At 42.4% G+C, this 14856-nt stretch carries 8 protein-coding genes; 2 read left to right on the plus strand and 6 right to left on the minus strand.

Features of this window, described 5'->3' with window-relative positions; translation table 11 throughout:
* Nucleotides 1–63: 63 nt before the first annotated feature.
* From HT99x_RS12455 to recA, 4 genes are all read right to left on the minus strand, one after another.
* The gene (locus HT99x_RS12455; RefSeq protein WP_075067009.1) at nucleotides 64–1320 is read right to left on the minus strand and encodes an aspartate kinase; all 1257 of its coding nucleotides are present in this window, start codon (nucleotides 1318–1320) and stop codon (nucleotides 64–66) included.
* 66 nt (nucleotides 1321–1386) lie between these two features.
* Nucleotides 1387–3996, minus strand: a complete 2610-nt coding sequence (gene alaS, locus HT99x_RS12460) for an alanine--tRNA ligase (protein WP_075067008.1) — start codon at nucleotides 3994–3996, stop codon at nucleotides 1387–1389.
* Nucleotides 3997–4034: 38 nt separating this feature from the next.
* A complete protein-coding gene (locus HT99x_RS12465; RefSeq protein ID WP_075067007.1) occupies nucleotides 4035–4487 on the minus strand; it encodes a RecX family transcriptional regulator in 453 nt (150 codons plus the stop codon).
* 169 nt (nucleotides 4488–4656) lie between these two features.
* Nucleotides 4657–5763, minus strand: a complete 1107-nt coding sequence (recA, locus tag HT99x_RS12470) for a recombinase RecA (RefSeq protein WP_083482941.1) — start codon at nucleotides 5761–5763, stop codon at nucleotides 4657–4659.
* A gap of 174 nt (nucleotides 5764–5937) precedes the next feature.
* Between recA and mutS the strand changes: the two genes are divergently transcribed.
* Nucleotides 5938–8493, plus strand: coding sequence for a DNA mismatch repair protein MutS (mutS, locus tag HT99x_RS12475; RefSeq protein ID WP_075067006.1), 2556 nt, complete (start codon nucleotides 5938–5940; stop codon nucleotides 8491–8493).
* A gap of 174 nt (nucleotides 8494–8667) precedes the next feature.
* Here mutS and HT99x_RS12480 read toward each other — a convergent pair whose 3' ends face one another.
* Complete coding sequence (locus HT99x_RS12480; protein WP_075067005.1) at nucleotides 8668–10167, minus strand: DUF945 family protein; 1500 nt, start codon at nucleotides 10165–10167, stop codon at nucleotides 8668–8670.
* A 359-nt stretch (nucleotides 10168–10526) separates the two neighbouring features.
* On the opposite strand from HT99x_RS12480, the gene HT99x_RS12485 reads away from it, so the two are divergent.
* Nucleotides 10527–13031 carry an acyl-CoA dehydrogenase gene (locus HT99x_RS12485; RefSeq protein WP_075067004.1) on the plus strand — a complete coding sequence of 835 codons (2505 nt, stop codon included), beginning with the start codon at nucleotides 10527–10529 and terminating at the stop codon, nucleotides 13029–13031.
* Here HT99x_RS12485 and HT99x_RS12490 read toward each other — a convergent pair.
* Complete coding sequence (locus HT99x_RS12490; RefSeq protein ID WP_259566613.1) at nucleotides 13028–14836, minus strand: hypothetical protein; 1809 nt, start codon at nucleotides 14834–14836, stop codon at nucleotides 13028–13030. The two genes, HT99x_RS12485 and HT99x_RS12490, sit on opposite strands and share 4 nt — an antisense overlap.
* Nucleotides 14837–14856: the final 20 nt, after the last annotated feature.

The following is a 14856-nucleotide window of genomic DNA, read 5'->3' on the forward strand; positions in this document are numbered from 1 at the left end:
TGCCGATGTACTGCATCAGCCCTCGCGTTGATTGACATCCTGATTTTGTTATTTTAATTCGCACTAAGCACGGAGCCTACGACGTTCAGCTTCCTCTTCGTAGGGGTCCTCATGCAGGCGAAACGCTTCATGCAGTGCCCGCACTCCCAACTCTAAATATTTTTCGTCCACCAACACCGATACTTTAATTTCGGAGGTGGCCACGAGTTGGATATTAATTCCTTCTGCGCCTAATACTTTAAACATAGTGCTAGCAATTCCAGCATGGGAACGCATACCAACACCTACTAACGACACCTTAGCAATTTTAGCATCACCTAATACGCCACCTGCGCCTAGTTCATCATTGACTTCGCGCAAAATGGCAAACGCTTGCTCATAGTCCCGACGATGAACCGTAAACGCAAAATCCGTATTACCATCGTCACCTAATATTTGTACGATCATATCGACTTCAATATTAGCGTCACTAATCGGGCCTAAAATTTGTCCAGCAATTCCAGGTTTATCGGGTACACCCCTAATAATCAATTTAGCTTCTTCACGACTAAATGCGATCCCGGAAACGATGGGTTGTTCCATACTTTTCTCATCAAATGTAATCAAAGTGCCTGAGCCCTCTTTAAACGTCGACAACACTCTTAATGGAACATTGTATTTTCCAGCAAATTCCACTGCACGAATTTGCAAAACTTGTGCCCCTAAACTTGATAATTCAAGCATTTCATCAAAAGTAACACGGGGCATTCGACGCGCATCACTTACCATTCGCGGATCCGTGGTATACACACCGTCGACATCGGTATAAATTTGGCATTCATCCGCTTTTAAGGCTGCGGCCAGCGCAACGGCCGTTGTATCAGAACCGCCTCGCCCAAGTGTTGTGGTATTCCCTGCCGCATCAATACCTTGAAAGCCAGCAACCACCACCACCATACCTTGCGCCAAATCAGCGCGAATTTTCTCGTCATCGATATGCTCAATTCGAGATTTGGTATGAACAGAATTGGTTCGAATGGCAACTTGTGCTCCGGTATACGATCTTGCAGGGCATCCCATACTGTGTAATGCCATGCAAAGGAGCGCTATCGAAACTTGTTCGCCCGTTGCCAATAAAACATCGAGTTCTCGCGGTGTTGGATTATCCATGATTTGATGAGCTAAATCATCTAGACGATCGGTTTCATGCCCCATTGCAGAAACAACCACAACCACAGAATGCCCTGCATTTTGCGTGGCTTTAATCTTTCGAGCCACATGCATCATACGTGAAATATCTGAGACTGAGGTTCCGCCGTATTTTTGAACTATTAAGCTCATTAGCTAATCCATTAAAACGTAGAATTCTAACATTTTTGATGCGTTATACATCAAAATCCCAATCCACTAAAGTTTTTCTTGCACCCATGTCGATACCGACGCAAGTGCTTTATCCAGGTGCTCGGGTGTTGTGCCTCCTGCTTGGGCCAGATCTGGGCGACCGCCCCCTTTGCCTCCAACTTGCAAAGCCACAAAATTCACGAGCTCTCCTGCCGAAACTTTATCTGTGCAATTATTAGTAACACCTACGATTAATTGCACCTTTCCATCATTTACGGCTGCTAACACTATAATCGCCCTTCCTAGCTTATTCTTGAGATCATCCATCAGCTCTCGCATGATTTTGGGCTCAGTATCGGATAAGCGCTTCACTAGGAGCTTAATATCTCCGAATGTGATGGCTTCACTGGTTAAATCCCCCCCATTGCCGCCGCTAGCCAATTTAGCTTTTAAGCGTTGAGTTTCCTTTTCCAGATCTCTTAATTTATCGAGTAATTGGGTTACTTTTTCTTCAACTTGAAGGCGGGTGCCTTTTAACATTGACGCTAAGTGTTGAATGCTTTTATCCGCTTGATTCAACCATTGCATAGCGCCATGCCCTGTTAATGCTTCAATTCGGCGCACTCCTGAGGCAATCCCCGTCTCAGCAATAATTTTAAACAGACCAATATCGCCTGTACGCCCCGCATGCGTGCCACCGCATAATTCCACGGAGTAGCCATTACCCATGTTAAGCACACGAACCTTATCGCCATATTTCTCACCAAATAAGGCCATCGCGCCTAATTTGACTGCTTCTTCTGGGGTCGTCTCGGTAATCGTGGCTTGGGTATTTTCCAGGATTTTCTCATTTACGCGATTTTCTACCGCTTGAATTTGTTCAGGCGTTAATGCTTCAAAATGCGCAAAATCAAAACGTAATCGATCGGGCGCAACGAGTGAGCCTTTTTGTAGTACATGATGACCCACTATTTCACGTAATGCGGCATGCAACAAATGCGTCGCAGAATGGTTTAATTTAGTGGCTTGTCGTAATTCGCTATTGACTACCGCCTTTGCCATCTCATCAATTGACAAGTTACCTTGTTGCAGATGGCCAATATGCACGATGGCATCGCCCGATTTTTGCGTATCTTCGACAATAAAAGTGCCTTTTGCACTTTGAATAATCCCCGTATCACCTACTTGCCCACCGGATTCTGCATAAAACGGGGTTTCTAAGAGTACAATACTTCCTTTATCACCGGCCTTTAAAGTAGTGACCGTTTCTTTACCTTTAAGCAAAGCAATGATTTTAGATTCACTTTCTGTTGCGTGATAACCCGTAAATTGGCTTTTTGCGTCCATTTTGATAGCGTCGTTATAATCAACATCAAATTGGCTTGCTGCACGAGCTCGCTCACGTTGCTTTTCCATTTCCATTTCAAAACCAGCAATATCAACTTGCAAGCCTCTTTCTCGTGCGATATCTGCGGTTAAATCAACTGGGAAACCATAAGTATCATAAAGTTTGAAAACCGTTTCACCACTAATCAATTGACCTTTCAGTAACTTGATATCTTGTTCAAGAATTTTTAAACCTTGATCTAAGGTTCGAGCAAATTGTTCTTCTTCTTTTAAAATGACTCGTTCAATTTGCGCTTGTTGCTTTTGAATATGAGGATAGGCATCGCCCATTTGTTGCACAAGCGGTGCAACCATTTTATTGAAGAAAGTCGTTTGTGCACCTAATAGATTTCCATGACGTAATGCACGGCGCATAATACGACGCAGAACATATCCTCGCCCTTCGTTAGAAGGCATCACCCCATCCGCAATTAAAAACGTGCAAGAACGAATATGATCGGCTAATACTCGCAATGATTTTTGCTGTTGCTCATTGGTTTTTTGCAGTTCAAGAATCGACATGGCCGATTGAATCAGCGCTTTGAATAAATCAATGTCATAGTTATTCGTTACGCCCTGCATGACCGCCGCAACTCGCTCCATCCCCATCCCCGTATCAACAGACGGTTTGGGCAAAGGCGTCATATTCCCCTTTGCATCACGATTAAATTGCATGAAGACTAAATTCCAAATCTCCACATAACGATCGCCTTCGGCATCAGGAGAACCCGGTGGGCCACCTGCAATCGAAGGGCCATGATCGTAGTAAATTTCTGTGCAGGGTCCACAAGGGCCAGTGTCACCCATTGACCAAAAATTGTCTTTTTCTCCACATCGAGAAAAGCGACTTTTATCCACTTTAATTTCGTTTAACCAAATATCTTCTGCTTCTTGATCTTGTTCATAAACAGTGACCCATAATTTTTTAGGATCAATCTTCAATTCTTGGGTGAGATATTCCCAGGCATATGCAATGGCTTCACGTTTAAAATAATCGCCAAAACTAAAATTGCCTAGCATTTCAAAGAAGGTATGGTGACGAGCGGTATATCCGACATTTTCTAAATCATTGTGTTTACCGCCTGCTCGAACACAGCACTGCGCGCTGGTAGCGGTCTGATAGGGACGTTTTTCTAGCCCCAAGAAAACCTCTTTAAATTGCACCATCCCCGCGTTGGTGAATAACAAGGTGTCATCGTTATGAGGTACTAACGAACTGCTTGGCACAATAGCGTGCCCTTTTTTTTCAAAGAAGCGCAAAAAGCTTTTTCTAAGTTCACCAACTTTCATATTTCACCTAATAAATTGAAATCGCAATCGGGAGGATATTAATTTTCTATGTTATCTTTTTGTGCACCGATGGCCATTTTTATTTGCGAAGACGTAAATCCACGTCGTTGCAAATATTGCGACTGCGCGATTCTTTGTTCGCGAGTTTTTGCTACAGCCAGACCAAAACGTTTAGCGCACGATAGAATGGCACTATTTTGCCACAATTCTTCTTGCCATTCTTCGTTAGATTGCCAACGATCGCGATCAATACCACGTTCTTTGAGTTCGGCACAAATTTTTAAAGGCCCAAACCCCCGAGAACGTCTAGAGCGGATATAGCTGCTAACAAATCGCTCTTCGCTAAGTAAGTTTTCTTTCTCCAATTCATCGAGAACAGGTCGGATATCTTTGCTTTGAAAACCACGTTGCTGCAGCTTACGCTGAAGTTCGTAACGAGAATGCTCACGGCGGGAAAGCAAGTAAATTGCCTTATCTTTGATTGTTTGCATAGGGTTTCACTGAGTTCTAGAGAAATTTTGTTACAGTCTTGGCTGCGATCAGCTGGTACGAAGTAAGGCGGACACAGAGGTCCGCCTCTACAAAGCACGAAAAAGATGTAGGGGACGGCCCCTGTGCCGTCCCAGCAACAAAACCAGGCTAATGCTGGGACTTAGGATATTAAAACTCTTCCTCTTCAAGTACACCGGATTCTATAACTCCCTTCGCTTTCGCTACTTTCACTTTAGCTTCTTCTTTCAATAAAGCGGAAGTGTTAATAGGCGCTTTTTGCCCATCTTGTGGCAATAACTGCTCACGAATTTTTGCTTCTAATTCTTCAGCAACCTTAGGATTATCTTGCAGATATTGCTTGGCGTTTTCTTTACCTTGACCAATTCGGTTACCCGCATAGCTATACCAAGCTCCGGATTTTTCAATTGCACCAATTTTAACGCCAAAATCGACGACTTCACCTAATCGTGAAATCCCTTCGCCATAAACAATTTCAAATTCAGCTTGTCTGAAAGGAGGAGATACTTTGTTTTTCACCACTTTTACGCGGGTTTCACTGCCGGTGACTTCATCGCCTTTTTTCACTGAACCGATACGACGAATATCGAGTCGAACAGATGAATAAAACTTCAACGCGTTACCGCCGGTTGTGGTTTCAGGACTACCAAACATAACGCCAATTTTCATTCGAATTTGGTTAATAAATATAGCGAGTGTATTAGAGCGCTTTAAATTACCGGTGAGTTTACGCAAAGCTTGTGACATTAAACGCGCTTGAAGGCCCACATGTTGATCGCCCATTTCACCTTCAATTTCTGCTTTTGGCGTAAGTGCAGCAACTGAGTCAATCACGATCATGTTCACGGCACCTGAACGCACCAACATATCAGCGATTTCTAATGCTTGTTCTCCCGTATCAGGTTGAGAAATAAGCAATTCATCTAATTTAACGCCGAGTTTTTCAGCATAAATGGGATCTAGGGCATGCTCAGCATCGATAAATGCAGCGACACCACCACTACGCTGGCATTCTGCAATCGCTTGCAATGTTAGCGTTGTTTTACCAGAAGATTCAGGACCATAGATTTCAACAATTCGTCCAAAAGGAAGACCGCCAACACCTAGAGCAATGTCTAAACCTAATGAGCCACTTGACACAACTTCAATATCAGAAATAGCCCCTTTGTCACCCAACCACATGACTGAGCCTTTGCCAAATTGACGATCAATTTGCGACAATGCTGCATTCAAGGCTTGTTTTTTGTTGTCGTCCACAAGACACCCCCAATTAAGAAATAAGAATAAGAAAATAACTAAAAGAAAAAGTGAATGTTGATATTATGGCACAGAACTTTCGTGAGCGATAATTTTTGTTACCATAATCATAGTGAACAAAAAGCCTTAATCTTGAAAGCATTTTTTGAGTAACAACTTAAATTAGAAATCCAAATGACAAAGAACAAAGAAAATGAACACACTCCGATGATGCAACAGTATCTTGGGATCAAATCACAGCACCCCAACCAACTGCTTTTTTATCGCATGGGCGATTTTTATGAACTCTTTTACGACGATGCAAAAAAAGCAGCGGCCTTATTAGATATTACGCTAACGGCACGTGGCCAATCTAATGGCCAAGGCATTCCCATGGCAGGTGTTCCTTTTCACGCAGCAGAAAATTATCTTGCCAGGCTCTTACGTCTTGGTGAGTCGGTTGTGATCTGCGAGCAAATTGGCGATCCTGCAACCAGTAAAGGCCCCGTCGAGCGACAAGTCACTCGAATTCTGACACCTGGAACGGTAACGGATGAAGCTTTACAAGATGCCAAACAAGATAATCTTTTAGTGGCTGTTTCACATGAGAAAAATCATTTTGGCATTGCCAGCTTAGATTTAAGTAGTGGACGTTTTATTTTACAAGAAGTGGCAACCCTCAATGCGTTACAAAATGAATTAGAACGCTTAAAGCCTGCCGAATTATTATTAGCAGAAAACTTTCCTTATACGCAAATATGGGATCATAAAATACTCATTCGCAAACGTCCTTTATGGGATTTTGATCATGCAACGGCTTACCGCCAGCTATGCTTACAATTAAAAACCAAAAACTTACAAGCCTTTCAATGTGAATCACTGAAACTTGCCATTATTGCAGCGGGCTGTTTATTACGTTACACCCATGAAACACAACGTACCGCTTTACCACATATTCATCGTATTTTGGTGGAACAAGCCAATGATTTTGTACAACTCGATAGTCATACTTTAACAAATCTTGAATTATTAACGAATTTACAAGGTTCTCGCGAATATACTTTACTCTCTATTTTGGACAATACCACAACTCCGATGGGTAGCCGTTTATTGGCAAGATGGATAGCAAGGCCCTTACAAGCAAGAGCGCCTCTTCAAGAACGTCAAGCAACTATCCATGCGCTACATCATAGTGCCTTAGAATCGCTTCAGGACATGTTAAAAAATGTGGGCGATATGGAGCGTATTTTAGCCCGGGTTGCTTTACAAACGGCAAGGCCTCGAGATTTAGTTAAGCTACAACAAGCCTTAGCAACCGTGCCAAAAATTAAATCTTTATTACAAAAAGCAGAGGCCATTAATAAAGAAAAACTCGCTAGATTACAAGCATTGCCTGCTTTATGTACACGGCTCAAAAATGCCATTGTTGAAAACCCTCCTCAAGTGATCCGCGACGGTGGCGTCATTGCTAAAGGGTATGATGAAGTTCTTGATGAATTACGAGGATTAAGTGAGAACGCTGATAGTTATTTACAAAAACTAGAAAAAAAAGAGCAAGCTCGCACCAAATTAAGTACCTTGAAAGTGGGATTTAATCGCGTTCATGGTTTTTATATCGAAATTAGTCGCCAACAAGCAGCATCGGCTCCTAAAGATTATGTGCGCAGACAAACGCTTAAAAATGTCGAGCGTTATATCACGCCTGAATTAAAAATCTATGAAGAAAAAGTATTAAGCAGCCAAGAAAAAGCCCTCGCTCGCGAAAAACAACTGTACGAAGCTTTATTGAAAACCCTTTTGGTTGATCTCAATACCATGCAAGAAACAGCTGTCATTTTAGCCGAAGTGGATGTGTTGGCGAATTTAGCAGAAAGAGCGAAAACGTTTAATTACCAATGCCCTACTTTAAGCGATGAGCCTGGTATTGATATCAAACAAGGGCGACATCCTGTCGTTGAACAAGTCATAAAAGAGCCGTTTATTGCTAATGATGTGCTATTGAATGAACAGCAAACCATGCTCTTGATTACAGGTCCCAATATGGGAGGCAAATCGACCTATATGCGCCAAACCGCATTAATTGTTTTGATGGCTCATATGGGGAGCTTCGTTCCGGCAGAAAGTGCCATCATTGGCCCCATTGATCGCATATTCACTCGTGTCGGAGCCAGTGATAATCTCGCTAAAGGCCAGTCAACTTTTATGGTTGAAATGACAGAAACTGCCAATATTTTGCATTATGCCACTCCGCAAAGTCTTGTCATCATCGATGAGATTGGGCGCGGCACTAGCACCTTTGATGGATTAGCACTCGCTTATGCTTGTGCAGATGATTTATGCCAACGTCTCAAAAGCTTAACGCTGTTCTCAACCCATTATTTCGAGTTAACAGAATTAACCGAACGCGCGAATCAAGTTAAAAATATCCACTTAGATGCCAAAGAATATGATGATGAATTGGTATTTTTACATGCCGTGGAACAAGGTCCGGCCAATAAAAGCTATGGACTGCAAGTGGCAAAATTAGCGGGTTTGCCGAAAAGTGTTTTAACCACTGCAGCAAAAATATTAAGCCAATTAGAACAAAAACAATCTTTGGTTAAAGCCCCGGTAAAAAAATCTAAACCTTTGAAAACCCCCAATGTGTTACACCAAGCTTTGGCTGATTTAACGCCCGATGAGTATTCACCTAAAGAAGCGTTACAGAAATTATATGAGTTAAAAGCTTTAGTTGAGGAAGTGGATGCTTAGAAATTCAAACAGGGAAGAGATTCTCGAACCAGTTTGAATTTAGGCAAGGCGGCAAATGAATGAAGCTCCAGGAGTGCACACATAGTGCATGACTGGACTGAATGAATGCAGCCAACACAGTATAAATTCAAACTGGGAAGAGAAAAGGCGGGTATTACCCGCCTTGGGGATGCCTTAGTGCGGCGCTGACATGGAAGAGGTTCCGGTGTCGCTGCCGCCTTGTGGCGCTTGAGGCGCGGGAGCCGCATGCTCATGTGCCTGTGTTGCTTGGGTTTTTGCTTCAAATAAAATCTTGAAAAGATCCAACGATTTACCATTGACCTTCAATTGACTATCTTTGAATTCAAAATCCATGGTCAATAACTCATTCTTAGTAACCCATAATCCTTCTTGGATTTGTTTATTAATCAATTCATCTGCTTGCGTATTCACTTGCTCCGTTGTTTCCTGATTCCGAGCAACTGCTAATAACCTATGCAGTAACGCTCTGGGAAGGAATATATTCCCTTTCGCAACAATCGATTGAACAATTTTTTGAGTATTTTGCATGTCATAGGCTTCAGGTCCTCCTACTTCCACGCTTAATGCCGATTTAAATTGTCCCTCTGGTGTTCCAATGCTGAAATCATCTATCACTAACACGGGCCGTGCTTTGAGGAAATCAGGCACTAGCTCAAAAAGTTGCTGAGCATATTTAACCTGCTCTGCTTCCGGTGCTTTTTGCAGATCTTTTGAAATTTCAATAAATCGCTTCATCACTACAGGTGAAATATTTTTGACTGAACCGCTGTAATTAACGGGACCATATTTTTGATCGTCAAAATCAATATGTTCGATACGGATAGTACCCGAAGATTCAATCATATTATTTTCAAGATCATTGACACCGCTTGCTGCTAATCCTGTTATAACAAATTTTGTTTTTTTCGCTTTGTCGCCTTGGAATTTTTGTAAATCCAGCTTTAAGTTTCCTAACCACAATCCTTCTGGCGTTTTAAAGCGGTCTGTTTTTATGACTAAATCTTCTCCGATGAAGCGACTATCTGTCAGATAGGCATCAAACCCTGGCATTAACAAATTACCTTGAAAGCGCTTCAAATCACGACTTAGCTCCCAGTCACCTGTTACGCCTTTCCATAGAAAATGTTCTTGATCCGCTTCTTGGATTTTTAATTCTTTGCCAACAATTTTGGCTTTGGTTGCGCCATCAATTTTGATTTCGCTATCCATTGTAACCAGTTCGGTTTCGCCCACAACCGCCATGAGTTGTTTCTTAGCTTCTTCGGTGGGTGCCAAAACAGAATGAATGGTCGCTAAAGCAAAGGTCCAATCTGCATAATTACCGTCTTTTAATTGTACAAATGGTCCATGTCGAATGTCGTGAACAATCATGATGCTGATATCTTTGCTTGCAATATCGCCACTGACTTTATGTTGTTGGGCTTGTAAATTTAGCTTCTCAACGACATCTCCCTGAAATGTCACGCGGGTTTTTGCGTGAGATTTGCGCCAGCCTCGGTCGTATTCCACTACTGAAATCGTCATGGAATCTAATTCCGAAGTTGCCTGCACGATATCTTTAAATTTATTTTCGACGATAAAGCCTGCCAAATAGGGAGCGGCCCCGAGAATAATTGCAATCAGAAGAATGTAGATACCAATTTTACGTTTCATGAAGATTCTCACATTTAGTGATGTTTAAAACTTAACGGCGACTTAGCACATTTACTTGCGCCAAACTTAAACATTATGGCGCAAAAAGCTAAACTACGCACCGTTGCTGTATGTAATGGAGGTCGTCAAGCTTCAAATGCGAAGAGTATGTACTCAAACCAAATTGAATTGAGGCAAGGCGGCAAATGAGAGAAGTCCCAGGAGTGCACATTTAGTGCATGACTGGGATGAATGAAAGCAGCCAACACAGCATCAATTCAATTTGGGCAGAGTATATGCACCCAGTTTTTACTTAGCTTGACGCTTACTATACTTCGAGGGATAGTTTACTTATATACAGCATCGTTTTGGGGGAAAAAATGAGCACTTTGCTTTGGGCTATTTTATGGTTAGGTGGCTTAATCGGATTGGCATATAGCCGAGCATCGCTGATCGTGGCAACGGGCGCTATTGGCGCAGGCTTGTTAGTGACAACGATCTTCTCTTCATTAGGATGGTTTTCCCTCTGCCTGTTGTGGGTACTTTTTGGCGGTTTAGCTTTCATACTAAATAGCGATGAGCAACGTAAACGGTTTATTACCAATCCCGTTTTCGATAGCTTAAGTAAAACACTCCCCGCCCTTTCAGAAACTGAGCGCGTTGCTTTAGAAGCGGGCACCGTCGGTTGGGAAGGAGAATTATTCAGCGGTCGACCACAATGGGAAAAATTATTAACCATCCCAACCCCTAGATTGAGCGAAGAAGAAGAAGCTTTTTTAAATGGCCCTGCGAAACAGCTTTGCGAAATGGCCAATGACTGGGAAATCACGCATACCTTAAATGATTTGCCTGAAAAAATTTGGCAATTCTTAATCGATAATGGCTTCTTTGCCTTAGTTATCCCTAAAAAATATGGCGGTAAAGGTTTTTCCGAATTCGCGCATTCAGAAATTTTAACGATGCTGGCAGGACGAAGCCTCACCTTAGCTTCTACTGTTGCTGTCCCCAATTCTTTAGGCCCCGCAGAATTGTTGTTACGTTATGGTACAAAAGTACAAGCAGACTATTATTTACCTCGTCTGGCTAGCGGTAAAGAAATCCCCTGTTTTGCTTTAACTGCGCCAGAAGCAGGCTCTGATGCCGGTGCGATCCCTGATACGGGTATCATTTGCAAAGGACAATTTGAAGGCAAAGAAATCATCGGTATTAAACTTAACTGGAATAAGCGTTATATCACGCTGGCACCTATTGCAACCTTGTTAGGGCTGGCCTTCAAACTCTACGATCCAGATGAGCTTTTAGGACATAAAAAAGAACTTGGCATTACCTGTGCCCTCATCCCAACCAATACCAAAGGAGTCACCACAGGTCGACGTCATTTACCGAGCAATATCCCATTTCAAAATGGTCCCACTCAAGGAAAAGACGTTTTTATTCCTTTAGATTGGATCATTGGTGGCCCTAACATGGCCGGACAAGGTTGGCGCATGTTGGTTGAATGTTTATCAACGGGCCGCGCTATCTCACTGCCCTCTTCTAGCTCAGGTGGTGCAAGAGGCGCGGTTTTAACTTGTGGCGCCTATAGTCGAATTCGCCGTCAATTCCATACCAGTATTTCCAATTTCGAAGGGATACAGGAAGTGCTCGCCAGAATTGGGGGATTTACGTATCTTTCAGAAGCTGTCCGTCATTTAACCGTTGCCATGGTGGATGCTGGTGAAAAACCATCAGTCCCTGGCGCTATCTCAAAATACCATGTAACCGAATTGGGCCGAAAAATTGCGAATGATGCAATGGATCTACACGGTGGCAAAGGGATCATGATGGGCCCCAATAACTACCTATGCCGCGCATATCAAGGGGTTCCTATTGGCATAACGGTTGAAGGTGCCAACATTCTCACTCGTAACATGATCATTTTCGGGCAAGGTGCTATCCGCTGCCATCCTTATGTTTTAAAAGAGATGCATGCCATGCAACATCACAATGTGCAAGAATTTGAACATTATATGGGGCAACACATTAGTTTTACCTTATCAAACGCCGCACATGCGTTATTTCACGGTTTAACCTTTGCGCATTTTGCTAATAGCCCAACCACCAATGGCATGAAACGTTACTACCAACAACTTGGGCGTGCAAGCAGCGCATTCGCACTGGTTGCTGATAGTGCCATGGCATTATTAGGCGGAAAATTAAAATTCAAAGAATCCATTTCTAGCCGTTTAGGTGATCTGCTATCGATGATGTATTTGATATCTGCAGTTTTAAAGCGATATCAAGATCAAGGCTCTCAAGCCGCTGATCTACCGCTTGTGCGTTGGTCATTAGATTACTGTCTAGCCCAATACTGGCAAGCCATGAATGAACTACTGCGTAATTTTCCTAATCGCGCTGTTGCTTTGGGTTTACGCGTACTGGTTATGCCATTTGGAGTTCCTTGCCATTATCCTAAAGATAAATTGAATCGTGAAATTACAGAATTGTTGACAACCCAAAGCGAGACTCGTGCTCGTTTACTAGAAGGTGTGTTTATTTCAAACAATCCCAAAGATCCGATTCGAGTATTATCTTCCGCATTTGAAGCAATCATTGCTAACGCAACGTTAATTAAACAGGTATTTGATGCCAGCAAAAATCATGATGCGCATGGCACCTTAGCGCAAAGCATCGAATTTGCATTAGCATCGAAAATCATCACGGAAGAAGAAGCACAAACGTTGTATCGTGTTGATGAACTGTATCAATTGGTTATCAATGTTGATGATTTTTCTCCAGAAGAATTAGGCGCAAAAACATCGATTCATTCTTCAAAGGAAGCAAGTAGCACAACACCTCCCTCCTTTAAAGAACATCAGGATACGACACCTCATCGCTTGAACTAAACGTTAGGTTGTTGTCCCTGATTGGGCGCTTCTGAAAGAGGCGCCTGCGCCGATGCCTCTTTCGATATTTCTGCCGGCAATGGCGCCGCTTGCGATGTAGCTTCCTCTACAGACTCTGCAGGAGGGTCAGGAGGTTCCACTTTCTCAGCCACCGTCTCTTGTGTACTTTCAGCAAGTACCACTTGCTCAGATGAGGCAGGTGATAGTGTCGCAGCTTGCGCCGATTCTTGTACATCCTGCGTTGCTTCTTCGGGCATTGCTTTTGTTTTCACGGGTATCCGCGCTTTTAGCGCTTTCGCTTGGTTCTTTATGACTTGCATCATATTTTGCATGGCTTGATAAGCACTGACGAATTTCCTTTTTTGGAAAACCCACAGTAAGGCCCCAACTAACGCAATGAATAGCACAATAAAAACAATTAAAATACCTAATACCCATTGACGTAATGGTGATGGTTTGGGTGGAGGCACTGCTTTCTTCAATTTTTCAATTCTTGCCTTTTTCGCCTCAAGCGCTTGCTCTGCCGCTTTATCTTTTAATTCTTGCGCCCTTATTTTATCAGCAAAGGTTTGTGGCTTGGTATTCATTATTGGTTCCCAAGCTTTCAATAAAAATTGGGCATCACTAGGATAATTGCGCAATGGCATGACTTCTTTCGGCAAATCTTGATTTACCACAAATAATAAGTTTTCTCGCATTCTTTCTGGTGAAAAGAAAAATAAACTGCCTAATTGCGCATCCTGATTCTCTTGCCAAAACATTTTCCATTTTTCTTCCCAAGAGGTTTTGGCATCCATGATGTTTTTTTGAAACATTTCAAAAATATCAACTTCAGGGAAAGTAATATTCACTAATCGTTTATCAATCGTGTAAGCATTTAATAATAAATTAACTTTGTGGGAAGCATCCGATATCGGCGCATAAAGTTGCCATTTTTTATCATCAATTTTTCGTAAAATAGTACTGGTCAGCTCGCCATCTCTGCCAGTAAACAAGGCATGAAAGCGGCAAGTGCCTTCATCTATTACGTTACTTTGCAAAGTAACGGAGATCAACAACTCATCTGAATCAGGTACGATAGTTGTGCTAATCGTTGCTGGATAATCATAGAGATAGAACTGTTGTTCTAGTTGGCGTTGAAATAATAATCCTGACGCTTGAATAACCAAGCGATAAACCCCCGGTAAGGTTTGTAAGGTATAATCATAACGAAAAACGCTTGATGACTTGGTACCTTCCAGAAAAATCTTATACTTTTCCAACGTGGCCACATTATGTAATGTGGCTGTAAATTGTATTTCATCTAATATTTGTTTGGAAGTAACGCGTTGATTATCATCTGTTAAATAGGCGCTAATTGATAAAGTTTCACCACGGAACAAATTATTGGGAAAATCCGGCGTAATCATTTTCAAGGTTGAATCAATAATGACTTTAGGAGGCGCCAACATACTGCCTTTGATTTCCCACTGGCCAATCGCAGGATGTTGAATCGTGATGCCATAAAGGTTATCTATTTGCTGCCAGCTAACCCCGGCCCCGTTTTGTAAAGGGAGCACTTCCATGCCTGCAGGGCCGAGGATTTTCACTGATTGAATGTTCTTTGTGCTAATCATAATTTGCAGCGATTGAATTTTTTGATCGACAACAAAACGATTATCGTAAACGGGTAAACTCGTTTCCTGATCCAAAGAGGCGACTAGGGGGTTTGATGCATTGTCTGTGTCGGCAAAAGCCATCATTGATATTATCCATAATGAGCTTATTAACAGCATCATCGTTAACTGTTTTCCCAAGCTCTTCATGGCTCCCTTCGCCCTCTAAA

The organism is Candidatus Berkiella aquae, assembly GCF_001431295.2.
GTDB classification, from domain to species: Bacteria; Pseudomonadota; Gammaproteobacteria; order Berkiellales; family Berkiellaceae; genus Berkiella; species Berkiella aquae.

Coding starts and splice junctions, on each gene's coding strand:
- HT99x_RS12490 (WP_259566613.1), bottom strand. CDS start 14,836: ATGAAGAGCTTGGGAAAACAGTTAACGATGATGCTGTTAATAAGCTCA.
- HT99x_RS12480 (WP_075067005.1), bottom strand. CDS start 10,167: ATGAAACGTAAAATTGGTATCTACATTCTTCTGATTGCAATTATTCTC.
- HT99x_RS12465 (WP_075067007.1), bottom strand. CDS start 4,487: ATGCAAACAATCAAAGATAAGGCAATTTACTTGCTTTCCCGCCGTGAG.
- mutS (WP_075067006.1), top strand. CDS start 5,938: ATGACAAAGAACAAAGAAAATGAACACACTCCGATGATGCAACAGTAT.
- HT99x_RS12485 (WP_075067004.1), top strand. CDS start 10,527: ATGAGCACTTTGCTTTGGGCTATTTTATGGTTAGGTGGCTTAATCGGA.
- HT99x_RS12455 (WP_075067009.1), bottom strand. CDS start 1,320: ATGAGCTTAATAGTTCAAAAATACGGCGGAACCTCAGTCTCAGATATT.
- alaS (WP_075067008.1), bottom strand. CDS start 3,996: ATGAAAGTTGGTGAACTTAGAAAAAGCTTTTTGCGCTTCTTTGAAAAA.